Origin of the sequence: Burkholderia sp. WSM2230 (assembly GCF_000472445.1) — a bacterium.
Lineage (GTDB): Bacteria > Pseudomonadota > Gammaproteobacteria > Burkholderiales > Burkholderiaceae > Paraburkholderia.
In genome coordinates this window covers 172,908-195,782 of record NZ_AXAJ01000010.1, presented here as the reverse complement: position 1 = coordinate 195,782, position 22,875 = coordinate 172,908, and the positions used below count along the sequence as shown (strand labels likewise).

At 60.7% G+C, this 22,875-nt stretch carries 20 protein-coding genes; 7 read left to right on the top strand and 13 right to left on the bottom strand.

The window, feature by feature from the left end; all coding sequences use genetic code 11:
* Positions 1-95: 95 nt before the first annotated feature.
* From A3AC_RS0120200 to A3AC_RS0120180, 4 genes are all read right to left on the bottom strand, one after another.
* On the bottom strand, positions 96-2,099 hold the full coding sequence (locus tag A3AC_RS0120200; RefSeq protein WP_232231971.1) for a TonB-dependent receptor: 2,004 nt from the start codon (positions 2,097-2,099) through the stop codon (positions 96-98).
* A gap of 407 nt (positions 2,100-2,506) precedes the next feature.
* Entirely contained in the window at positions 2,507-5,290 is a 2,784-nt protein-coding gene (locus A3AC_RS0120195) for a bifunctional YncE family protein/alkaline phosphatase family protein (protein WP_232231970.1), read from the bottom strand.
* A 733-nt stretch (positions 5,291-6,023) separates the two neighbouring features.
* A complete protein-coding gene (gene dctA, locus A3AC_RS0120185; RefSeq protein ID WP_025601042.1) occupies positions 6,024-7,382 on the bottom strand; it encodes a C4-dicarboxylate transporter DctA in 1,359 nt (452 codons plus the stop codon).
* A gap of 151 nt (positions 7,383-7,533) precedes the next feature.
* Entirely contained in the window at positions 7,534-8,700 is a 1,167-nt protein-coding gene (locus A3AC_RS0120180; protein ID WP_025601041.1) for a mandelate racemase/muconate lactonizing enzyme family protein, read from the bottom strand.
* Between the two features lie 116 nt (positions 8,701-8,816).
* Between A3AC_RS0120180 and A3AC_RS0120175 the strand changes: the two genes are divergently transcribed.
* From A3AC_RS0120175 to A3AC_RS0120160, 5 genes are all read left to right on the top strand, one after another.
* Positions 8,817-9,785 carry a LysR family transcriptional regulator gene (locus A3AC_RS0120175; protein WP_025601040.1) on the top strand — a complete coding sequence of 323 codons (969 nt, stop codon included), beginning with the start codon at positions 8,817-8,819 and terminating at the stop codon, positions 9,783-9,785.
* Between the two features lie 275 nt (positions 9,786-10,060).
* Positions 10,061-10,267, top strand: coding sequence for a hypothetical protein (locus tag A3AC_RS29400; protein WP_035475516.1), 207 nt, complete (start codon positions 10,061-10,063; stop codon positions 10,265-10,267).
* A gap of 39 nt (positions 10,268-10,306) precedes the next feature.
* Positions 10,307-10,465 (top strand): hypothetical protein, encoded by a 159-nt coding sequence (locus tag A3AC_RS30745; RefSeq protein WP_198018016.1) that lies wholly within the window; start codon positions 10,307-10,309, stop codon positions 10,463-10,465.
* A gap of 86 nt (positions 10,466-10,551) precedes the next feature.
* Positions 10,552-10,743: a DUF2934 domain-containing protein gene (locus A3AC_RS0120165; protein WP_051361660.1), complete on the top strand. Its 192-nt coding sequence runs from the start codon at positions 10,552-10,554 to the stop codon at positions 10,741-10,743.
* 75 nt (positions 10,744-10,818) lie between these two features.
* On the top strand, positions 10,819-11,205 hold the full coding sequence (locus A3AC_RS0120160) for a DUF2784 domain-containing protein (protein WP_025601037.1): 387 nt from the start codon (positions 10,819-10,821) through the stop codon (positions 11,203-11,205).
* 590 nt (positions 11,206-11,795) lie between these two features.
* Here A3AC_RS0120160 and A3AC_RS31320 read toward each other — a convergent pair.
* The 9 genes from A3AC_RS31320 to A3AC_RS0120120 form a co-directional block, all read right to left on the bottom strand.
* On the bottom strand, positions 11,796-11,942 hold the full coding sequence (locus A3AC_RS31320; RefSeq protein ID WP_442856516.1) for a HipA domain-containing protein: 147 nt from the start codon (positions 11,940-11,942) through the stop codon (positions 11,796-11,798).
* Between the two features lie 424 nt (positions 11,943-12,366).
* Entirely contained in the window at positions 12,367-13,287 is a 921-nt protein-coding gene (locus A3AC_RS0120155; protein WP_025601036.1) for an alpha/beta fold hydrolase, read from the bottom strand.
* Between the two features lie 47 nt (positions 13,288-13,334).
* A complete protein-coding gene (locus A3AC_RS0120150) occupies positions 13,335-14,324 on the bottom strand; it encodes a 4,5-dihydroxyphthalate decarboxylase (RefSeq protein WP_025601035.1) in 990 nt (329 codons plus the stop codon).
* A 27-nt stretch (positions 14,325-14,351) separates the two neighbouring features.
* Positions 14,352-15,713: an MFS transporter gene (locus A3AC_RS0120145; RefSeq protein WP_035475483.1), complete on the bottom strand. Its 1,362-nt coding sequence runs from the start codon at positions 15,711-15,713 to the stop codon at positions 14,352-14,354.
* A 13-nt stretch (positions 15,714-15,726) separates the two neighbouring features.
* Positions 15,727-16,788 (bottom strand): porin, encoded by a 1,062-nt coding sequence (locus tag A3AC_RS0120140; RefSeq protein WP_025601033.1) that lies wholly within the window; start codon positions 16,786-16,788, stop codon positions 15,727-15,729.
* A gap of 133 nt (positions 16,789-16,921) precedes the next feature.
* Positions 16,922-17,911 carry an ornithine cyclodeaminase family protein gene (locus tag A3AC_RS0120135; RefSeq protein WP_025601032.1) on the bottom strand — a complete coding sequence of 330 codons (990 nt, stop codon included), beginning with the start codon at positions 17,909-17,911 and terminating at the stop codon, positions 16,922-16,924.
* A complete protein-coding gene (locus tag A3AC_RS0120130; protein WP_025601031.1) occupies positions 17,908-18,462 on the bottom strand; it encodes a hypothetical protein in 555 nt (184 codons plus the stop codon). Before A3AC_RS0120130 ends, A3AC_RS0120135 begins: the two co-directional genes overlap by 4 nt.
* A 41-nt stretch (positions 18,463-18,503) precedes the next feature.
* Complete coding sequence (dapA, locus tag A3AC_RS0120125; protein ID WP_025601030.1) at positions 18,504-19,397, bottom strand: 4-hydroxy-tetrahydrodipicolinate synthase; 894 nt, start codon at positions 19,395-19,397, stop codon at positions 18,504-18,506.
* A 27-nt stretch (positions 19,398-19,424) separates the two neighbouring features.
* On the bottom strand, positions 19,425-20,552 hold the full coding sequence (locus A3AC_RS0120120; protein WP_025601029.1) for a cupin domain-containing protein: 1,128 nt from the start codon (positions 20,550-20,552) through the stop codon (positions 19,425-19,427).
* A 266-nt stretch (positions 20,553-20,818) separates the two neighbouring features.
* Here A3AC_RS0120120 and A3AC_RS0120115 point away from each other — a divergent pair, with 266 nt between their 5' ends.
* Entirely contained in the window at positions 20,819-22,054 is a 1,236-nt protein-coding gene (locus A3AC_RS0120115; protein WP_025601028.1) for a citrate/2-methylcitrate synthase, read from the top strand.
* Between the two features lie 244 nt (positions 22,055-22,298).
* Positions 22,299-22,709: an AMP-binding enzyme gene (locus A3AC_RS29390; RefSeq protein ID WP_025601027.1), complete on the top strand. Its 411-nt coding sequence runs from the start codon at positions 22,299-22,301 to the stop codon at positions 22,707-22,709.
* The last annotated feature ends 166 nt before the right edge of the window (positions 22,710-22,875 follow it).

Sequence of the window (22,875 nt, the reverse complement as noted above, 5' to 3'; positions counted from 1 at the left end):
GCTGATGCGCAGGCAATGCGGGGGATATGGCGCCCTGTTTTTTCAACTGGAAAAACGGCGGCCTGCGGAGTTTCGGGAGCTGGCGTGACCGATCCTCAGAAATCCGCATGCAGGGTGACGTACGCGGCCAGCGGCGCGCCGGGATAAGCGCCGACGACGTTGCTCGCGATGTAGTAGCGCTGGTTGGTGACGTTGTCGATGTTCAGATCGACCCCCCAGTGACGCTCCGCGTAACCGAACTGCAGGTTCTCGATCAACGCGGCAGGCGCCCAGTTGTAGCCGTTGGCGAAGCCGCTCGACGTCCGGCTCATGTAATTGATGCCGGCGCCCGCATGAAAGCCCGCCTTGCCGAAGAGGTTGAAGCGGTACGTCGTCCACAGGTTCGCCATATAGGCGGGCACGCCCTGCGGGACCGTGCCGACCGCGCCGGGGACGTCCGGACTATTCGTGATGCGCGCGTGCTGCGCGGTGAAGTTCGCGTACAGGTGCCAGTTCGGTGTGAGATCGGCATCCAGCGAGGCCTCGGCGCCGCGCGTGCGTTGCGAATCGAACGCGATCTGGTCCTCGCCAAGCGGGGTCGCCACGTGGTCCCGCTTCACGTCGAACAGCGCGGTGTTGACCACGTAGCGACCATCGTCGAGCGACCACTTCACGCCTAGCTCGTATTGCAGCGCCGATTCCGGCGGCCCGATGGAAAACGCATCGTTCTCGGAGTTGAAATTCGCAAGGTAGCTGCGCGATACGCCGAAATACGGCGTCATCCAGGACGTGAGCTTGTACAGCACCGCGGCGTTCCAGCTAGTCGGGGCATCGCTGCGCTTATACGTATTGCCCTGAACCAGCGTGATGCCGTCGTTGGCGGTACGGTTCGGCTCGCCAGAGAGCGGGTTCAGGGTCAGCGATGTATCGAACCAGTCCTTGCGCACGCCCGCGCGCATCTTCAACCTGTCGGTTACGTCCACTTGATCGGTCGCGTAAAGGCTATAGAAGTTTGCGTGCACATGGTCGTTCTGACACGAGTGAGATGGCGCGCACTGGAAGTGCAGGCTTGCGATGGAAGTTTCCCGTGGCGTGGGCGCGAAGATGTCCTCGATGTCCGGAAGATCGGCCGTCGCCTTGACGGTGTTGAGATTCTGGTTCAGATATTCGAAGCCCGTCAGCAGCGTATGGTGGACGCTGCCCGTCGAGAACTTCCAGACCGGCTCCAACTGGTAGTCGAGCGTGTTGAGCGAGTCGCTCTCATCGCGTAACTGGCGGCCAGTGAATGTGTTGCCCTTGATCTTCGCGTGCGTGCTGTCGCCGTTGCTATAGAAGTCAAGCGTGTGATGCATGTACGACAGACGATTGTTGATCGTCAGGTAATCGCTGATGCGCCACTCGTCCGCGAGCGTGGCGCGCACGTAGTTGCCATGCGCGTTCGCGAACGGCGTCGAATATCTGGCGTCGAACGGAACATTGCGGATCGGCGCTCCCTTGTAGTAGATCATCCCGTATGAGTCGGGCGTTGCCATATAGTCCTGCGCGTCGATCGAGAATTCGATCTTGTGGTCGCCGATTTTCCATTGCAGATCGGGCCGGATTTCCTTGTTCCACGATGCCAGGTCGCGATAGCCGTCCGAGCGGCCGGCGCCCGCGTCCACGCGATAGTTCAGTCCGTCGATGCCGGTTGGACCCGTGACATAGCCATTCGCGTTGACGGTGCCGAAGGAGCCGGCCTGGATAGCGCCGCCCCAGTGAAACTGCGCTGACGGCGTGTAGTGGACGAGATTTATCGATCCGCCCGGAGGACCGCTGCCGAGCAGCGCCGATCCCGGTCCTTCGAGCACTTCGATGCGCTCGACGCCCAGCAACGAATGCCTGGGGCCGTTGACCTGGTCACCATCGGAGAAGCCGTCTTCATAGGTTTGCCCCTGCAGGCCGCGGATCATGAAGTGGTCGGTGAAGCCTTTCGAATCAGTACCGCCATAGTTCACGCCGGATACGTTGCCGTTGCGGATCGCTTCCTGCAACGACGTGACGCCCTGTTCGTCGAGAATTCCGCGCGGAACGACCTGCACGCTCATCGGCAGATCGCCGAGCGCGGTGCCTGTCTTGCTCACGCCGATTACCTGGTACGGGTCGTTGACGTTGTGATCGGCGGCGGACGCGGCCGTCGTCGCGCTGACGGAAATCTCGCTGAGCGTGACCGCAGGTTCTGAAGCTTGTGCCGACTGAGGCTGCTCCTCTCGTGCTGGTTGTGCTGGTTGTGCTGGTTGTGCTTGTTGAGCCTTCGCCGCATGGGCCAATGACAAGGCGGCAAAAAGCGCGGATACGGCAAGTGCGGTTCGGGATCTGCGCAGGTTCGTTGGGTTCACGCGGTGCGGATTAATGTAGACGGCTGTGAGAAGGCCGGGGGGCGGCCGTCCGTGGCGACGACCGCCCCCCGTGGCTGGGCTACCTCGGATCGCGCGCATCGGGCCATGCAAGCAAGCCCGATTCGCTGGAACCGCACGACGAGACGACCTGCTTAATCGTCGTCGTCGGACGCGACCGTCTTCGTACCTTCGGCCGCGACCTTCGAGTAAATGGAGTGCGGCGCCGGATACGGCTTGTCTCCCATCACACCCTTCCACAGCACGTGGTTGAACAGATCCGGCGGAATACGATCTTCCTTGGAGAAGTCGAAGTCCTTCGTCGCGCTCGCCCAGTACGTCGCGTCGTGCAACGGATGGATATCGTCACCTTGCGCAAACTGGTTGCCGTCAGTGCCGCTCGCTACGTTGCCCACGTTGGTGTTCTTCAGGATCGTCGACGCAACGGCCGTGTAGGTCCATGAACCGTTCGAACTGGTGTCGAACATGTCGGCCATCGGACGGGCATACGCCGTGTTCAGGTCCATGTGCTGCGTGCCGAGAATGTCTTCCATGGTGCGCAGCGCGTTGACCTGACTGTAGGCAGTATTGACGACGGCGTGCTTCTTCACGTATGCGCCGACGACGTAAGCCGTCGAGCGGTGCGAATCGACGTGATCGGAACCGGCCTGCGAGTCATCCTCGACGACCACGATCAGCGTGTCGTTTGCGTACGGGCTCTTCGCGACGGTTTCGACCAGCTTGCCAACGGCGAAGTCGTTATCGGCTTCTTCCTGCTCGGCCGAACCCATCTGGCCGACGTTCTGGGCAAAGCTGCCCGTGTGGTCGGAGCCCATGCGGACGAATTCAAACGACGGAAGCTGGCCGTTCGCGACGTACTGCTGGAACTCGCGGTTCCATTCCAGTTCGCGGAAGGTGTCGGGATAGGCCTGGTCGAAACCGCGATAGTACGGGTCCGTCAGGTTGACCAGCGACGGCTTGAGCGCGTGAGCCTGGACGTTGTTGGCAGCGGCCGGGTTGAGCAGCGGGTTGGCGATCGTGCCGATCGTGCCCACGTTGTTGACCATGCCGCCGTAGTTGCGCACGGACCCGCCGGCTTGCAGCACGGCGTCATAGATACTCGCCTTCTGATAGCCGAACGGCGCGTCGGGCACCGTCACGTCGGCGATGCCAGGCAGCGCGTTGGCCGTGCCTCCAGGCAGCGACGAGGTTGCGCTTGTGAAGTTGCCATTCGTCGCGGAGTCGCGCATGGCGGTCGACGAGAGGCCAACGGGCAGGCCCCGGTTGCTGCCCTCCGATTCATACGACATGCCGCGGCTGACGCCAGCGTAGTTCTCCTGCTGCGAGACTTCTTCGGTCGGCGTGACATGTGCGTGCTGCACCCACGACCAGCCATCCATCGAACCGTCGCCCGGATCGGTGAAGTTGTCGAGCGTGACGAAGTTGTCGCTGATACTGTGGAAATTCGGCGTGATGGCCTTGCCGTACATCGTCAGCGTCGGATCGCCGTTCGAGCCGTTGCCGAGATCGCCGAGGACCTGGTCGAACGTGCGGTTTTCCTTCACCACATAGATCACGTGACGGATGCGAGCGCGCAGGAAGTTCATCGTCCGACGATCGCTATCCGACACATTCACCGAATAGTGATTGTTTTCGTTCACCTGGCTGGTCAGGCGGTCGAGCGAGTCGCCCGACGGGACGGGAGCACTGACGAGACTGCTCTGCTCGAGGCCAAACTGGTACTGGGCCGACGTACCCGACGTGTAGAGCGGATTGGGGCCGGTGTTCGACTTGCCGTTGATGATGTACATCTGCGAGCCGTCCGCGCTCAGCGTGATGTCCTTCGGCGCGTAGGCGGTCGGGATCAGGCCGTCGACATGGTAGCCGTTGTTGCCATCTAGCGAGATCACGGCGATCGAATTGTCGCCATTGTTCACGGCATACAGCGTCTTGCCGTCCTTCGAGACCGTCACGTTGACCGTATCGCGGCCGCTGTACTTCTTGTTGTTGCCGCCGCCCTGGTCGTTGCCGTCACCGTTCTGTCTGCCGATGTCGATCGTCTTCTCGACGTCGTGCCTGGCGGTATCAATGACGGCGATCTGATCGGCGTTCGACACGGCGACGTAGAGCTTCGACTGATCGGGCGAGAGCGCCATGCCATACGCATTGCCCTTCACCGGGATCCGCTTGATGAATTGGGGCGCGGCCGGGTTCGCCAGATTCAGCACCACGACTTCGCGGTCACGCACCGACGAGATGAACGCGGTGCCGTCGGCCTTCAAAGATACTGCCCACGGGTACTCGCCGCCGGCGACGCCTTGCTGGCCGGATGTGTTGTACGGACGCAGGTCGTATTCCGACACGAGCGTATTCGAGGTCGTGTCAATGATCGAAATCGAATCGTTGTAGTTGTTGGCAACGACAAGGATCCGGCCGTCAGCAGAGACAGCGAGTCCGCCGGCGTTCGGCTTCACGCCCGAGCCGATACCCTTCGCGTGGTTCAGCGCGATGGCGGCGCTCTGCGCCCATTGAGCCGACGGGCTAGCCGAGGCGCGGTTGTACACGTAGACCTTGTCGTCCGCGCCGCCGGTGCCGTACAGGGTCCTATCGCCGTTCCAGGCGAGACCGTCGAACGCGTTGTTCTGGTGAATGGCCTGGACCAGCTTGGGATTGGCCCTATTTCCGCCCGACACATCGTAAATGAAGATGTACTGGGTCGAATCAGCCTTGTCCAGCGTGCTGTTGTTGGCGCCCGTGTAGACGGTGTTGTAGCCGGCGGTAATGACGGCCAGCGTGTTGCCGTCCGGGCTGAGCTGCGACTTGATGGCGCCGCTGACCACCTGAGCCGGCTTGGCTGAAAGTTGCGGATTCAACAACTGCTGGACGGCGCCCGGAATGGCGCGCGGGGAGATGAACTGGCCAGTCGGCAGCAACTCCATGTTGCTTTGAGGCGCTGCATCTGCTTGAAACGTTGGGACGAGTATGGAGCCAGTAAGTAATCCTAATGTAATGCCAGACAGGATCAGCCTGTGCTTTTTCATTTCGTATCTCCGGAAGACAAACAGAATTGAATTGGAATCTCTGCTCCTGAGCTGAACTTCTCAGAACTGTTCTATTACCCACAACCTCGAATTGGAGTTGCCTACCCTGAGCGATCCTCTCCCTCAGTCAGAGGAATTTAACGTTTGCGCGTGTCAGAGACGTGAATAAGAGCCGGCAAAAAATGCGAAATAAGCCTTGTTTTGCAAGCTATTTGTTATGTGATGGGCGCGGGAGTGTAAAAACGTTGGCCTTTAACGCAGGCTGCATAGCATTTCTTCAACCACGCCCGCGGGACACCGAAATGAAAGTCACAACTTGCGTTGAGGTTTCGTTAAGGCTTACGTAAGCTTCGCCTGTCTGGGAGAGCACCGGAGAGAGCGCCCCGACTTCTACGTCGATGCGACCGGATTGCAATCTATCGGTATCCTAACGATAGTGAACCTCGACTGGCCGTTGACAATATCGCATGCCGCCAGCGTGCGGACTGCGATCGGCGTCTTGCTCGGGATCGCACTGTCGTAGGTCTTGCCATCGAAGCGCATCACATCGACGATACGAAAGCCTTGTCCGCCAGTTATTGTTCCCGGCATCGAACTGCGGAAGCTTGACCGTTCCGCTTGAAGAAGAGATTCAATGAGCGTTCGACCGGACCGACGCCTGGCAGTCAGAGGCCGGTTCGATGGACGCAGGGACGATTGGCTGCGAATCTTCGAGCACGTCGGTGTTCTTCCCATCTAGCACCGCACGGGCTGTGTTCAGGTCGAGCTGACCTTCCCAGCGCGCCACCACGACAGTAGCGACGCCATTGCCGATAAGGTTCGTGACCGCGCGAGCCTCGTTGAGAAAGCGGTCAACACCGAGCAACAGCACGAGGCCTTCAACTGGAATCTTATGCATGGATGCAAGTGTCGCGGCCAACGCGACGAATCCTGCTCCGGCGACGCCTGCAGAGCCCTTGGATGTAAGCAGAAGCACGCCAAGTACGAGCAACTGGTCCCAGATAGACAAATGAATGTTCATTGCCTGGGCGATAAAGAGCGCCGCCATCGTCAGGTAAATGGCTGTTCCGTCGGCATTGAATGTGTAGCCGGTAGGCAACACCATGCCGACTACGGGACGTGAGCAGCCCATCTTCTCCATCTTGATCAGCATCTGCGGCAATACGGCTTCCGTCGACGCCGTGCCAAGCGTAATGAGAATTTCGTCCCTGATGTAGCGCAGATACTTCCAGAGCGAAAGCCCGCACACCTTCATCACAAGGCCAAGTACAACAACGACGAAGAAAATCGATGTCAGATACAGGCAAATCATCAGTTCGCCGAACGACGCCAGTGTGCCTATGCCGTACCTGGCGATTGTGAAGGCCATGCCCCCGAATGCGCCGATCGGTGCAACGTACATGACGATCCGCACAACGCCGAACATGCCTTGCAAAAACATGTCGAGCATATCGACGAATGGCGCGGTGCGTGGACCAAGCTTTGCCAGAGAAATCGCAAGCAGGACAGAGAAGAAGATGACCGGAAGCATTTCACCGTTTGCGAATGCCCCGACAATGCTGTTGGGAACGATGCTCATGAAGAATTCAAGCATGCCGTGCTGCTTCGCCGCATGCGTATACGTCGCGATTGCCGAGCCATCGATATGGGAAGGATCAATGTTCATCCCGCTGCCGGGCTTGATGACATTCACCACGACCATTCCAATCAGGAGCGCAATCGTCGATGCCACTTCGAAGTACAGAACTGCCTTGACGCCGACTCGACCCGCTTCATGAAGGTCATTCATGCGCGCGATGCCGACGACAACAGATGCAAAAATGATCGGTGCAAGCAGCATCCGGATCAGCTTGATGAAGAGATCCCCCAACGGCTTGAGTTCAGAGCCGATGTCCGGATAGAAGTGGCCCACCAGGATACCAGCAGCGATGCCGATCAAAACCTGCACGTACAGCTTCGACAGCATTTTCCTGCCTTTTGATACCAGCATCTCTGTCTCCTATGACTCACGTCTTTTTCGAAAAAGGACGTGCGGCCCCAGCCGAGCAGCCCGCTGTCATGAGCACGGCTCGATCTCGCCCTTCTTATAGTTCTTATCTGCGCACCGACGAGAACCGCCGGTGCGTTCATGCGGCGCAGCTTTATGCGGACAGTATGCGCATCTCGGCGATCAGATCCGATTTGCCCTCAAAGCCGATACCGGGCAGCTCCGGCATGGTGATGTAGCCGTTCTCGACCTTCACGCCGTCGGGGAAGCCGCCGTACGGCTGGAACAGGTCAGGATAGGATTCGTTTCCGCCAAGGCCGAGGCCAGCCGCGATATTGAGCGACATCTGGTGCCCGCCGTGAGGAATGCAGCGGCTCGGCGACCAGCCATGCTGACGCAGCATATCCAGCGTGCGCAGGTATTCAACGAGGCCATAGCTCAACGCGCAGTCGAATTGCAGCCAGTCGCGGTCGGGGCGCATGCCGCCGTAGCGGATCAGGTTGCGGGCATCCTGCATCGAGAACAGGTCCTCACCGGTTGCCATCGGCTTGTCGTAATAGTTGCGCAGCGTAGCTTGCAGTTCGAAATCGAGCGGATCGCCCGGTTCCTCGTACCAGAACAGGTCGTATTGCGACAGTGCTTTCGCGTACTGGATTGCGGTGTCCAGATCGAAGCGGCCATTGGCATCGACTGCGAGCTTCTGCCCGTCTTGCAGCACGCTCAGGATCGAGTCGATGCGGCGCAAGTCTTCGTCGAGCGATGCACCACCAATTTTCTTTTTCACGACCGTATAGCCACGGTCGATATAGCTGCGCATTTCGTCCTTGAGCTTCTCGTGATCCTGACCCGGATAGTAATAGCCGCCCGCCGCATACACGAAGATCTTGCGGTCTGGATGACCATTGCCGTAACGGTCCGCAAGCAACTGGAACAGCGGCTTGCCTTCAATCTTCGCAACTGCGTCCCAGATCGCCATGTCGATCGTGCCGATCGCGACAGAGCGCTCGCCGTGACCGCCGGGCTTTTCATTCGTGAACATCGTCGCCCAGATCTTGTGGGGATCGAGGTTGTCGCCGGCATCGTTGACGAGTGTTGCGGGATCGGCTTCGAGAATGCGCGGAATGAAGCGCTCACGCATCAGCTTGCCCTGGCCGTAGCGGCCATTCGAGTTGAAGCCGTACCCTACGACCGGCTTGCCGTCGCGGATCACATCCGTGACGACTGCGACCAGACTCAGCGTCATCTTGCTGAAGTCAATATAGGCGTTGCGGATAGGAGAACTGATAGGAACGGTCTTTTCGCGGATTTCAACGATTCTCACGGACTGCCTCAAGAGTTTGGACAAGTATTGCGTCAGGTAGGCTGCAATATGGGCGAAGCTTAACTGCGAAAATCGCTGCTACACTGCACTTCGATTCAATTCATTTTTCAAATTCGGTGAATACTGAAACTCAAACGGCGACCGATTTCGAGTTTTTCATTCTGCTTGCGAAGCTCCGCAGTCTGTCCGGCGCAGCGCGAGCCCTTGATCTGTCTCCGCCGGCTGCTACGAAGCGACTCGGCGTCATCGAGCAGCGCCTGGGCGTGCGCCTCGTCAATCGCACGACTCGAAGCGTGAGTCTTACCCCGGAAGGTGAAACGTATCTCCGGTATGCCTCGCAAATCGTTGGACACGTCCGCGAGATGGAGGAGGAAATTTCTGGAGCGAGGCGTGACCCGCAAGGCCTTCTGCGCATCAACGCGACGCTTGGATTCGGCCGGACGACCATTGCTCCTCTGGTGTCGGAGTTCGCGAAGCGATTTCCAGGCGTGGAAGTTCAGTTCGAAGTAACAGACCGGCCCGTCGACCTGGTCGCGGGCGCGTTCGATATGGCGATAAGATTCGGTGAGTTACCCGACAGCCGTCTGAGCGCGCGGCGCATCATGAGCAATCGCCGGTTCCTTTGCGCATCGCCCAAATACCTGGAAAAGCACGGAACACCGGAGCGAGTGGAGGATCTGGCCGAACATCGGTGCATCATTCACCGGCAAAACGACGACGCATATGGTGTTTGGCGGTACATCGTCAACGACCATACCGAGGCCATCAAAGTAAAAGGCGCGCTGTCCAGCAACGACGGCGACATCGTGCTTCACTGGGCACTGGAGGGACATGGAATCCTTATCCGGTCCGAATGGGATCTGGCGAAATACGTGCAGAGCGGGCGACTCGATCTCGTCTTGCCAAACACCGTTCTTCCGTCTGCGGACCTGTTCGTCTATTACCCGCGACAGAAAAATCAGACAGCGCGCACGCGCGCGTTCATCGACTTTCTGGTCGCCCGATTTCAGGCACCGTTCACGCCCGTCGAAACGGACGTCGCACCGCGCGAACGGAAGAACCGAAGCTCCCGTATGTCACAGTGAAAGCTAAAAGGAACTGACGCCGATCCCGGCCACTGTCTGACGCGGGATGGCCGAAGCGGACTACCGTCTGCTCCGCCGGGGGCAAAAAAGCCTTTTCCCACATATTGATCTGCACCACGTCCAGGTATTAACATGGTGCCGTGGCATGCATGAGAAACCACCCCGCACGAAGGGTGGCATTGCGCAGCCGCCGTCGTCGAATGATCCTGCTCGCGAAAGCGAGGCCAACGGATCAGGTTCCCAGCGAAAACAGAAAACGTAGCCAGGAGACGGAGATGCTAAGTCCACATGAATTCGCGACCCTTATGCTGCTCAAGGATGCGCCCGACCCGCTGAGTCTTGACCGTGCGGATCTGGAAGCGCTCATGGAGCAACAGCTCGTCTCCCTGGAACAACTCGCAACCGGCCAGCAACGCCCGCTCATTACCGAGGACGGCCACCTGTTGCTCAGTGCTGCCGCTCGTCTGCCGGACAGAGAATGACGCGTATTGCGTGATCGATTCGCAGTCAAGGAGACTCCCATGACCGAACCGTGGACCGGGATCGTAGTAGGTCTGTTTGGACTGACCGCCGCCGTCATGCTGATTGCCGGTCATTACCGGCGTGAGTTGATGCGCCGCCGGCATCTCAGGCAGATGGATCATCGCCAGTGCTGGGAAGTCATGCGGCGCAGGCACTAAGCGCGCTTTCCAGCCCGCTGGTAATCGCGAGAAGCGGTCGTTGACGCCGCTCTCACAAACAATCCATTGCAGATGGAGACGATCGCATGCACGAGCTGACGTTGGCAGAAAGAATCCGCGAGCGCGCACACCAGTTGTGGCAAATGGACGGAAGCCTGGAAGGCTGCGCGGACGAGTACATGCGAATGGCGCGCGCGCTCGTGGAGGAAGAGATCGTGCCAGCTGTCGCGCCGCGTTCTTCGGGTCCGTTGACTTCAAGGGCCGCCCAGCAAGGTTGATTGCTGGACGGTGCCGAACGCGTCCTACCCTGTCAGCCGGACTGCGCGGACGGCGAGAAACAATCTGATCATGTCATGATCTGGCTAGCCGATCTCGTGCTGGTAGTGCACGCGCTGGTGGCGCTCGGCATTGTGGGTGGACTCGTCGCGATCTGGGCGGGCGCCGTTCTCCGTTGGAGATGGATACGCGCGCGCCGGTTCAGGATCGCACATCTCATTGCGATTGTGCTGGTGTCGACGCTGTCAGTACTGGGCATCGCCTGCCCGTTGACCGTTATCGAGGACTTGCTGCGCACCGGCCAGCCAGAGACACAGGGTTTCACTCAGCGCTGGGTGAGCCGCCTGCTCTACTATGATCTGCCCGGTTGGGCGTTCACTCTCATGTACGTGGCGTTTGCGCTCATGGTCGTTGCGACCTGGCGATGCGTTCCACCCGATGTAGCGAACAAGCGGCTTCGCTGATCCTACGAAGTCGTCGCAATTAACAACGTAAGAGCCTTCATAGTGCGTCTTCTGCAAAGGTTTTTACGGTGGCAGTTTGGCGGACATTAGACCTTGATTTCATGGGGAAATATCCAAAAATCAGGCTGCTCTGCAGAGACCTGCAGAGCAGCCTGATTTCACTCCCACTCGATTGTCAACTAGACAGTTGGAGCCTTATGAGGATGGTGTTTCCGCCTGGTCATGAGGCGTCGATACCGTCAGCGATGCCGAAAATCATGACCGGCAGTTGACGGCTGTTGTCGGAACACACCGGAGGATCAGCGCCCGCCTCGTTTGAAGAACCGCGAACACGGCTGTCTCAGGACGAATTGAGAGCGCGATACCGTCATTGATACCGTTAGGCTCGTTCGAACGCGCTCCTTGATACCATCACAACCGCAATGCTGCACCAAGATCGTGGTGTTCGAAGGCACTTGCCATGCGGGCGATCTCTGCGCGCCTGCGACAGACTTCCTGAACAACCGCCTGCCGCGTCCGAGTCACATCCGCTACCCCGGATCGTGGCTCGAGCCTGTTTCAGCGACAGGCCGAAAAACTCCGTCGCATTCTCAAGGAAAATCGATGTTAGTCGTGAGGACGCGCGCCTTGAGGTCGGTTGGTGTGGAATTGAAATCATAGGCAGGTGACAATACCCATCCATCGCGTCCGGCCCAGAGGAAACCATGGTTGCGCGAGTGGTCATCGACATCTGAGATCAGTACGTTGAAGATCTCGCGGCGATATAACTGTGCAGCATCGGCTCGCGCCTTCGCACCGTGTTACGTCAATGCATCAACCAGTTCGGGGTAGCTGCCGCGTGGCCGTCCCGCGATACTGTCATCGACATTGCCGAGAGAAAGGGAACCCGCGCGCTAAGTTCCCGTTGTGTAAGGCCATCCGTTTCCCAGAGCACGCGCAGGAAAGGCCAATGCCCGACCTGGACGTCGTACCGATTCAGACGTGTCTGTAGCGCTCGCGTGAAAGCGCGCGACGCGTCTCGTAACACATGCGCAAGGCGGTCATTGGGAACAGCCCCGCGCCAGCAGTCAGCGATTTTATCGATTTCGTTCGTCATAGATTTCGCGAGCGTTTACTTCCTGGATGCCGAACGTTGTCCCCTCCGGTAGCGGGTGACGAAGATCAACGGCGCAAACGCATCCCGGCACAGTCATCGAGCCAGTCCATTACGACATGCAACACGTCGTCGCTATTGGTGTCCATCATCATCATGTGTGTATTGCCGCGAATGCCGAGGCTCGGCAGATCAAGGCGTTCACATCGCCCGCCTGCAGCATTCCACGCGACGATCGACGTGTTGGCACGCGCAGCGTGCATTCTCCATGCTTCGTCTTCCTCGATGAAGTCACCGAACACGACGAGTGCCGGCGTGTCCGGCAAACTGCCATCGAACGACGCGGGCATGCCGTGCGGCTCCAGAGCAATGCAGGCACGCGTAAGATCGCGCGTCGCATCGGCAGCGTCAAATACGAGGCCGCCGCCCTGGCTGAAACCCAGCAACACGCACGGGCCAATTCGCCTCACGACATCGATCAACGCCTGCCGTTGCAACGCGATGGTGGTCGGCCAGCGCGGCACGGTTCGGGCCGACAGACTTTGCATCGCGTCGAGCGGAAAACGGTGGCCGGCGTAACCGAAGCGATAGATCGCCGCGGACTCTTCGTCGCTTCGCGACAGCGGCCGGTCGGGCCATACGTCCTCCAGCGCGCAGAAGCCTGCGCGGCCGCGTTCCACGTTGTCGACGACATACACAGACACGCCCTGTTCGAGCAAGCGCTGAAGCCAGCCGGGCCTGCCGTCAGGCGTGTCTTCCCACATCGACCCCGTCAGACCGCCGCCGTGCACCAGCACGAGCGGCACGGAATACCGTGGTGTAGCCTGCAAGAAATACTGCACGTACGCTGCCTCGATCCAGAAGGTTCCGTTCGGATTGAAGTCCCGGTTCGATGTCGATGACAACGTGACGCGATATGGCGCGCGCCCCGTTACCGTCACGGGCCGCCCACCGACGAAAAAACTCCCTGTCCTGCTCAGCGTAATCATCCGTCAAATCCTTGCGTATAAAGCGATCATCGTGATTGCCGTTGCGCTCACACCCGCACCGTGCTGAGGGTTTCGGCCGGGAACAATTCCTCCGGCGTCAGCAGCCGATGGCACACACCCTGCTCGTAACCGAATCTGAGGAACGCTTCGAGTGTCGTGCGGTTAGGCTCGAGTCCGTATGGCCAGATGTCGGCGCCGAAGAGCGCCTGCGCATCGGCGACACGGGACGGCATCCACGGCAGCGGAAAGTGCGAACAGGTGATGTCGCTCAGTCGTTCAAGGCTGTTGCGCTTGGCTTCTTCGAACGCCTTGAGCAGATTGCCGGCAATCCAACGATTGCGCTCGAACGTCTCACGACGCAGAACGATCAGATGCATGATCGGAAAGATCCGCGTGGCTTCGAAATAATCACGCTCGACGTCGGCAAAGTGCGGAAACAGTCGCACGATTTCACCGGCGCGTTCCTGGCCTGGTTCCGGCGCGCGCGCACTCAGAATGGCATCGATCCTGCCGTCGAGCAGCAGCGACGTCAGCGAATGCCCGGGTTCCGGACGATACGACACGCCCTCGGGAACGTGCACGTTCACCTTCTCCTTGCGCCCGGCCTGGTTCACGCCGCCTTGCACCCATTCGATTTCCGACAGCGGAATGCCGAGCGAATGGGCAATCCAGCCGCGCGAGTAGATCGCGGCCGTTTGCGCCCATTCGGGAATGCCGATGCGCTTGCCCCGCAGGTCGCCGGGATGCTGAATGGGACCGTCACGGCGCACATAAAGCGACGACTGCCGGAACGAGCGCGACGGAAATATCGGCAATCCGACAAGCCGGTCATCGCCTTGCGAACGCAGCGACGAATACTTGCCGAACGACATTTCCGAAATGTCCCATTCCTGGAAATGCGTCGTGCGATAAAAGATTTCTTCGACGTTCAATACCGAAGGCACGAGGTCGATGCCTTCCGGCTGCACGCGCCCGGTCACCAGATCGCGCACGTGGTCATAGTCGCTGATAGCAAGGCTCAAGGACAGTCTGGACATAACGGTTCTCGTGGAAAAAAGCGAAATTCAGTGAGCGTTGGTCACGATCACATGAGGTTGCGAAGGGCCGACGGTCAGCACCAATGCCGCGGCGGTCAGCACGGCCATGCCGATCGCCGCGAACATAATGCCCGGACCGCCCGACCACTGCTGCAGGAGGCCCGCCACAGCCGGACCCAGCATGGCGCCGATGCGCGAGAGGCCGAGGAACAGGCCGACGCCGGTGCCGCGCATCTCGGTAGGATATGTGGCCGCAACGAGGTTATTGAGCACGATCTGCGTGCCGACGACGAACGCGCCCGCACCGGCGACGGCAATGAGCGTCGTAGTGCGGTCGGTCGCCCATGCCAGCAGGGCGACCATCCCCGCGCCGAACACATACGACATCGCAATGACCCGGCGCCGGTCGCCAACCCGGTCGGCGATGAAGCCGGTGATCAATCCACCCGCCACCGCCATGCCGGCGAACAACGAGCCATATGCGAAGCTCGACGACAGATTCTCGCCGCGTTTGAGCATGATCGTTGGCAGCCAGCCCGACAACCCGTAGGCCGAAAAGAGGCTCAACGCACCGGCAGCCCAGAAGCTGATCGTGCGCAGCCGGTAATCTTGCGACAGCAGCAGGCCGAGCGGACTCCTGTGCGAAAGTGCGCCGCCGGTGGCGAACTGACCTGCGTCGTAGGCCGCAGCGCGTTCCGGGCGCAGTTTGTAAAGCAGCGACTTCACTTCGTCCCAGCGGCCGCGGTTGGCGAGAAAACGCGGGGATTCGGGCAGCCAGATCTGGATCACCAGCGCGAACACGAGCGCAACGCCGCCGACGTAATAGAGGCTTTCCCAGCCGTAGCGCGGCGTAAGCCACGCTGCAATGAGCCCCGCCGCCGACGAGCCGCTCACCCAGCCGAGCGAGAAGAACACCGTCGTGAAAACGTTCGACGAACGCGTCGGTGCAATCTCGTTGATGTAGGTGACGGCGAGCGGCATCAGCAATCCCAGCGCGAGCCCCATCGTCACGCGCAGCGCGATATACGACACGAGATTGTGCGCGAACAGCGCGATCGCGAGACTCATCACGCCGGAACCCCAGCAACCGAGCAGCAGGACATTGCGACGCCCGAAGCGATCGCCGAGCAACCCACTGACGGCAGAACCCGCGGCGAAGCCGGCAAGTCCGCTGGACAGCAGGACGCCAATGCGCACCTGCGACAGGTCCCACGGCCCCGCTACGTAGTGGACGATATAGGCGGAGTTGTACAGATCGTAGCCGTCGAACAGCAGGATCAGCGAGATCAGAATACCGAGACGGATGTGGAAGCCGCCGAGGCGAGCCTCGTCCACTTCCTGTCGGACATCGATGCGGTTATCTGGAATCGACACTTTGTGTTGAGCCATGATTTTCTCGCTCTCAGAAACTATGTTTGATGCCGACCATTGCCCCGGTCTGGTTGCTACCCGTCGTCACATCGCCGAGTGCGCGCACGCCAAGGTTCAATGCGTTGGAATTGCTGACATACGAGACCTCCGCATAGAGGTCGGTGCTTTTGGACAAAAAATAGTCGGCAAGCAGCACGCCGCTAGTGGCCTTCTGCCCGTTGCCGCGGATGCGTTCCTGATAGCCGCCGAGCGATAGGGTTAGCGGTGCGCTCGCCTGCCACGTGGCGCCCAGCCAGTAGAGCAGCGAGCTTTGCGGCGTCGTGCCGTTGCGGACGTTAAGCCAGCGCGTGCCGATGTAGGCCGTTACCGGCCCGAACGCGTACGATCCGCCGCCCACCACGCGCATCTGCGTGACGTCTTGCGTAGCGATCGAGGTGCCCTGCATCTGGTCGTACGCAACGCCGACATTGGCGGGACCGTGCGCGAATTGCAGCGCAAAACTATATTCTCGGCCGACCTTCGAGTGGCCGGGAACCTGAGCGCCGTTCGCAATCGTCGAATCGAAGCCCGTGCTGTACAACGCGGCGAAGGTCACACCCGAAAATCTCGCCAGATAGCGCACCGAATTGTCTGCGCGGCCTACCAGCGTGGCATCGTAACCCTGCGCCGAATAGCTGGGATTGAAGTTGAGCGGGTCGTAAACGTACATCAGCTCGTAGAGAAGATTGTACTGACGGCCTAGCGTCACATCGCCGTACGGCGTGCTCAAGCCGACGTACGCCTTGCGCCCGAACATCCGGCCACCCTGACCGAGCGTACCATTGTTGATCGAGAACCCATTCTCCAGGTCGAACACGGCTTTCAGCCCGCCGCCCAGATCTTCCTGACCGCGCAAGCCCCAACGCGAACCGGCGAGGCTGCCGGACTCCATACGCACGGCGGTGCCGGAAGTACCGTTGGGCCCGGGTACATGATTGACGACTTCGATACCGACATCGGTGATGCCGTAGAGCGTCACTGAACTTTGGGCATGCGCGGCCGGGACGGCGGCGTATGACACGGCGAGCGCCGCGAGGGCGTGACGTTTCTTCACGTTTGTGTCTCCTACGTTATTGGATTGATAGTTATTCGTTTGGATTCCGAACTGACCTACTGAAATCTGGGAAGCCGACCGCCGGCAAGACCGCTTCACACGACACGCGCGATCCGGCCGGATTGAAGCATCGTCAGGTCAGTCGCGGCGCTTCACGGCGCGGCTGCGGCAAAAGCGTCCCGAGGCCGGCTTCACTGGCGAGTGAATACAGGCGCAGACCCAATGCAAGATCCGATACGCCCATGCCCATTGCCTTGAACACCGTGATGTCGTCCAGAGCATCTCTGGCCAGGCCTCGCGCGATCACATCGCACAACGGCACTACTTCGTGCCACGCGCCCCGGGCGCCGTAGGCACGCCCGAACTCCGTCGACAGGCGCGTTGCCGAGTCGAGATCGTCGACCACCGCACGCGTGCAGCGGGCAAATACGTCGTCGGCGAGTTCTATCCGCTCCTGGGTGATCGCGCCGACTGCGTTCACGTGCGTGCCGTGCGCGAGCGCCGATGCCGGCAGAAACGCTTCGGTTGAGCGGGTCACCGTCGTGACGATCGGCGCATCGGCGACAGCGGCCTCGACCGATGCCGCTCCGACGATCTCAATGTCGAACTGCGCGCGCGCCCGTTCGACGAACGCGCGGCGCTTCTCCGGCGTCGGGCTGTAGACGCGCACGAGCTTCAGCGGCCGCACGGCCGCCACGGCCGCGAGCTGCGCGAGCGCCTGCTTGCCCGTGCCGATCAGCGCGAGCACGTCGGCATCGGGCAGCGACAGCCATTTCGTCGCGACGCCCGAGATACCACCGGTGCGCATCTGGCCGAGCGCGAAGGCTTCGAGAATCGCCTTGAGCTGGCCGTTCGCGCTGTCGAAGAGGATGAGGAGTGGACACGCGCCGCCGTCCGTATGCGCCCAGGTCTTGGTGCCGACGATCCCGGCGCCCTCGAACGCAGCGCCGATCGCGTGCAGATTGCTGTGCCCCCACGCGACGTGCGTCTTGCCCATGTTGCGCGCCGCGCCGCTCGCCTGCTGCGCAAGGCCGTGTTCGAGCGCTTCGATCGCGCCCGGCAGATTCATCAGCGAAACGATCTGCTGCTCCGAAATCCACAACGGTGTGTTCGCCGCGCTCATTGTTCCTCCTCGAAAATCGACGGCACCGGCGGCTCGAGCCCCAGCGTATTGACGGCAATCGCGTGCGTCACGTAGCGGCCGATCAGCATCACGAACGCCATCGCCTCGGCGGGCGTCACCAGCTTGGCGAGCGCTTCGAACTCCGTTCGCGCATCCAGTCCGCGGGTGCGCAGTGCCTTGAGCGCATACGTCTGCGCGGCTTTCTCCTCGTCGTTCAATTCGGTCGCGGCGGCCGGGTCGAGCCGGTTGACCTGCTCGATCCATGCGCGCGAAAAGCCGAGCTTGACGCACAGGCGTTCGTGCTGATGACGCTCATAGCGGTTTTCCATGAAGCTCGCGACGCTCAGCGCGCCGAGTTCCGTGAGCCGGTCGGGCAAGGCCTGCTTCAGCGCGTCGGTGAAATGCATGAAGTGCAGAATCACGTTGGGCGCGTTGGCTGCACATTTGAACAGTTCGCCAAGATAGTGCAGCCGCTCGACGCGCGGCCTCAGATAGGCCGCCAGATCCGGCTGCATCTGCGCCATCTCCAGCCGTGGGATCGTCTCGCTCATCGAAGTTTCCGGTTCATTGTCGTTGATGTCATCGAACGCGCTCAGATCAGGGCGGCCCGTTCGAGCACGCGATCGAGGCGCTCTTCCAGTTCGCGCGTGGCGGGCATCATCGGCAGACGGTGCTCGTTGGCGGGGATCAGACCCATGCGCTTCATCATGTACTTGATGGGAATCGGATTAGTGTCGTAGAACACCGACTGATTCAGCTCGAAGAGTGCGAAGTGCAACTGGCGCGCGGTCTTGTAGTCGTTGCGTTCGACCGCCTCGACGAGATCGGCGACCTTGCGCGGCGCCAGATTGCCGACCGCGTTCATCAGCCCGCACGCGCCGACCGCCAGCATCGGGTAGCTCAGCTCTTCGAGACCGACGAACACGCGCCACTGCGGCCCGAACGCATCAAGCATGTGCGTGACGAAGCCCATGTCGTTGACGGCATGCTTCATGCCGACGAGGTTCGGCACGCGTTCGCGGATTGCCTGCACGGTGGCGAGATCCATGCTCACGGCCGCGCGCCCCGGGATGTGATAGATCAGCAGCGGGCGCTCTGTGCGCGCGCCGAGGTCCGCGTAGTACTCGATCAGGCCGCGTTGCGGCGGACGGATGTAGTAAGGGGTGACGACCAGCAGCGCATCGGCGCCGGCCTGGTCTGCGTGCTGCGTGAGCTCGACGGTTTCGGCATGCGATTGCGAGCCCGTCGCCGCGAGCACGGGCACGCGTCCCGCCGCGGCTTCGATGGCCACGTCGACGAGACGGTTGCGCTCCGCGACCGTGAGCAGGCTCGGCTCGGCCGTCGTGCCGTTCACGAGCACGCCGTGACCGCCGTTGACGATCTGCCAGTCGACGAGCCGCGCATAGGTGTCATAGTCGACGGCCTGATTGCGGAACGGCGTCACGATGGGCGTGATCGAGCCCTTCAGCCATGAGATATCGCGCATGATTCGTTTCCTTGTTGGCAATGCCGCTTACGCGGCCTTCGAGGCGTTGGCACGATTGGTCGAAAAGCCGCTTTGCGTGCCCAGCAGCGCGGGCGGCTCCTTCATCGACTCCTGCCACAGCAGCGACTGCATGTAGATGTTGAGCGGCTGGTCCTGGATGGTCAGCTCGTACACGTAATCGTCGTAGGACGCGTGGTTGTGCACGGCCCAGCCCGGCGCCGACAACATCAGGTCGCCGGCCTTCCACTCGTAGCGGTTGCCGGCCACCATGCTGTAGCCCGAGCCCGAGAAGTAGTAGTTGATCGCGGCCGACACGTGACGATGCGGACGGTCGACGATTTTCGGCGGACGGATCGTCATCGTCGCAAAGAAGTTGGGGGTGATGCCGTTGGTGCGGCCCGTGGTCGGGTTGTACATCATGTACAGACGCCGCCCGACGTATTCGCTACCGAGCGCCTCAAGCTTGTCGAGTTCGGCCTTGACCTGCTGCCATGGAAAATGCAGCGGATTCGATTCGACCACCTGCGGATTGATCAGCGTTTCGTACGGCATCAGCAGACCGCCGTCCTCGCCGATCGGGAACATGCCGAACGGATTGCGGCGTCTGGGGTCGCCGTTCGCATGAGAGGTGACGGTCTGCGTGAGCGCTTCGAGTTCGACGCCGAATTCGGGCACATACACTTCCATGTGCTGCAGCAGCGGAATGTTCGAGTAGACGAGGCGGACCTGGATTTCCCGCGTGTCGTTCGTATGCGAGTACGCGACGAAGGCGGGATGATTCCAGACGTCGTACTGACGGAACGCGATCGTGCGTCCCGCGACGCGCGTCGAGCCGCCGCCGCGGATGCAGAAGTTCACCTCGGTCGCGTTATGGCGCATCGGCTCGGTCGATTCGCCGGGCAACAACACCTGCAGCGACACCTGAATGCCCGGCGCGAGCCCGAGCGAGCCCGCGCGTGCGGACGGATGAACGATCAACGAATGGCGGCGGCCATCCTGCGGCCTGGGCAACGCGGCGAGACGCGTCACTTCATCGTCGATGGCTTCACGGGTCACGATTACCGGAGCCCAATAGTGGTTGTCGCGGGGACGCTCGCCGGTTTGATCGACGAAGGTTGCTTGCGCGGGATCGAATTCGCGTCTCAGGTCATGCATCGGAAAGTCTCCTCAGGGCAACCGTCCGAAGCTGAGCGGGACAGTTGCGGGAATGGAATCGAGGACCGAAAATTACTCGCCGCCAATTTGACAATCAAGATTGATATTTCAAATCGACATAAAATTCTTTCGGTATGTGCGCGGCCAGCGCAATCCGGTGGTTAGGCTCGTTTGCGCGGCCCACTATGGACGGAAAGTCAGCAGTCCCGTATCCTCTGACTGTGATTTATATTGATTACATTGATTTTATGGCAACCAAGGATTTGATGACGCGTGAAGAAGTGCTGGCCAGGCTCAACATCAAACCAGCAACGCTCTACTCGTATGTGAGCCGTGGCCTGATTGGTACCGCGCCGCACGACGACGGCCGGCGCAGCCTGTACATGCGCGCCGACGTCGAGCGCGTGGGTAGTCGCAAGCGCGGCCGCATGCCGAAGGCCGCGTCGGCGGGATCGACAATGCGCTGGGGCGAGCCGGTACTTGTGTCGGCGATCACGCATATCACGCCGCAAGGCCCGCAGTACCGCAACCGATCGGCTATCGAAATGGCCAAGGCGGGATCGTCGTTTGAATCCGTCTCGCAGTTGCTGATGACCGGCGTCTGGCAGGACGGCGTCACCGCGTGGGGCACGCTCGACACACCGCATGTGGTGCTGCCTTTGTTCGACGCTTACGCAGGCAAGCTGGAAGGCGGCGACATCGCCAATCTGCTGGGCATGGTGCCGCTAGCACTCGGCATGCAGGGGCGTGGTGCAGCGGAAATCTCCGACGGCAGCGCCGTGCAGGTCGCGCGCCTCATCATGCAGACAATGGCAGGCTGCCTGGGCTTTCTGAGCAACCGCCGCGCATTCGTAATGCGCGAGCGCGGCGAGGGGCTCGCAGCTTACCTGCTGCGAGCGGCGGGTGGCACCTGTACGCCAGATGCGGTCTTCGCGATCAACGGCGCGCTCATCGTACTCGCCGATAATGAACTCGCGCCCGCAACCTTCGCCGCGCGCGTCGCGGCGTCGACCAATGCGGATCTCTACAACTGCATCGCGGCGGCGATCAGCTCGCACGTCGGCTTCTCGACCGGCACCGCAACCGAGAAAGTGGAAACGCTGCTGTTGCATGACCTGCCCCGCTCCGACCCGGCCGCGCGTCTGCAGCTCGTGCGCGAAGTCGGCGCGAGCCTGTTCGGCTTCAACCATCCGCTGTATCCGGACGGCGACGCTCGCGCCAATCTGGTTCTCGAACAGGTGCGCGCGCTGGAGAACTGGACGCCGGACACCGAGCCGACGCTCGAATTCCTGGCACTCGCCGAAGAGCGGCTGTCGATGCATCCGGGCGTGGCGGTCGCACTCGTCGTGCTGGCGCGCTCGCTCGGGCTGCCGGACGGCACCGCGACTGCGATCTGGATCATCAGTCGTACGGCTGGATGGGTCGCGCATGTGCTCGAACAACGTTCACAAGCTTTTCTGCTGCGGCCGCGCGCAAAGTACATCGCGGGGTTGCGCGTGTAATACGGCGCACGCGGTGCGTCAGCATTTTCTACAATCCGCGTTGGCGGCTGCCGTGACATTAATGGGCCAGCCCGTTCAGTTGAGCACTTACCTGCGCTCAAGTGACACGTGACGGACACCGACGGATTCGACCGTCAACACTGCATTCACCACGTTCGAGAGTAAACGGCTAGCTGACAGCTGACGCCTCCGCTGTTGCCGTCAGATTCGGGCGAAAGGTGATGCCCGACGCTGCGGGCTCGCCATGATGCACACGTCTGGGCGAAGCAGTTCGCGGCACGAAGGCGCTGGCCGGGCTGAAGAACAGCGGACCATCCCGGATGATGATATCAATGACGCAAGCCTGAATTCGATCCGGCAGCATCCCGCTGTTGTTGACGTGGCCGCCTATGCGGTGAAATCTGAGCTTTCTGAGGAAGAAGTGGCCGTGAGCGTCGTGCTGAAAGACGGCCATGCGTTGCCCGAAGCGGAGCTGATTGCCTTCTGTGCAACAAAGATGGCGTACTACCTGGTGCCGCGTTACGTGAAATACGCGTCCGAGCTGCCGCTCAATGCAAGCCAGAAGATCGAGAAGTTCAAGCTGCGTCAGCAGGCGGCCGAGTTCCCCGAAACCTTGTGGGATCGCGAAAAGGCCGGAGTGCTGGTGGAGCGGTGAGGTTTCGCGCGAAGACGCGATTTCCGGATCTTCGCGTCTTTTCAGTCGTTCGCTTTGAATCGAGGCCTGCGTGCGCAGGCCTTGTCGGGATACGCATCAATTTCCGTTCGGCTGTCCGGACGATTCATGTCACGTGTAGACCGCAAAACCCCACGTCAGAAGCGCG

Coding starts and splice junctions, on each gene's coding strand:
- A3AC_RS0120195 (WP_232231970.1), bottom strand. CDS start 5,290: ATGGAGTTGCTGCCGACTGGCCAGTTCATCTCCCCGCGCGCCATTCCG.
- dctA (WP_025601042.1), bottom strand. CDS start 7,382: ATGCTGGTATCAAAAGGCAGGAAAATGCTGTCGAAGCTGTACGTGCAG.
- A3AC_RS29400 (WP_035475516.1), top strand. CDS start 10,061: ATGCTAAGTCCACATGAATTCGCGACCCTTATGCTGCTCAAGGATGCG.
- A3AC_RS30745 (WP_198018016.1), top strand. CDS start 10,307: ATGACCGAACCGTGGACCGGGATCGTAGTAGGTCTGTTTGGACTGACC.
- A3AC_RS0120165 (WP_051361660.1), top strand. CDS start 10,552: ATGCACGAGCTGACGTTGGCAGAAAGAATCCGCGAGCGCGCACACCAG.
- A3AC_RS0120160 (WP_025601037.1), top strand. CDS start 10,819: ATGATCTGGCTAGCCGATCTCGTGCTGGTAGTGCACGCGCTGGTGGCG.
- A3AC_RS0120155 (WP_025601036.1), bottom strand. CDS start 13,287: ATGATTACGCTGAGCAGGACAGGGAGTTTTTTCGTCGGTGGGCGGCCC.
- A3AC_RS0120150 (WP_025601035.1), bottom strand. CDS start 14,324: ATGTCCAGACTGTCCTTGAGCCTTGCTATCAGCGACTATGACCACGTG.
- A3AC_RS0120145 (WP_035475483.1), bottom strand. CDS start 15,713: ATGGCTCAACACAAAGTGTCGATTCCAGATAACCGCATCGATGTCCGA.
- A3AC_RS0120135 (WP_025601032.1), bottom strand. CDS start 17,911: ATGAGCGCGGCGAACACACCGTTGTGGATTTCGGAGCAGCAGATCGTT.
- A3AC_RS0120130 (WP_025601031.1), bottom strand. CDS start 18,462: ATGAGCGAGACGATCCCACGGCTGGAGATGGCGCAGATGCAGCCGGAT.
- dapA (WP_025601030.1), bottom strand. CDS start 19,397: ATGCGCGATATCTCATGGCTGAAGGGCTCGATCACGCCCATCGTGACG.
- A3AC_RS0120120 (WP_025601029.1), bottom strand. CDS start 20,552: ATGCATGACCTGAGACGCGAATTCGATCCCGCGCAAGCAACCTTCGTC.
- A3AC_RS0120115 (WP_025601028.1), top strand. CDS start 20,819: ATGACGCGTGAAGAAGTGCTGGCCAGGCTCAACATCAAACCAGCAACG.
- A3AC_RS29390 (WP_025601027.1), top strand. CDS start 22,299: ATGATGCACACGTCTGGGCGAAGCAGTTCGCGGCACGAAGGCGCTGGC.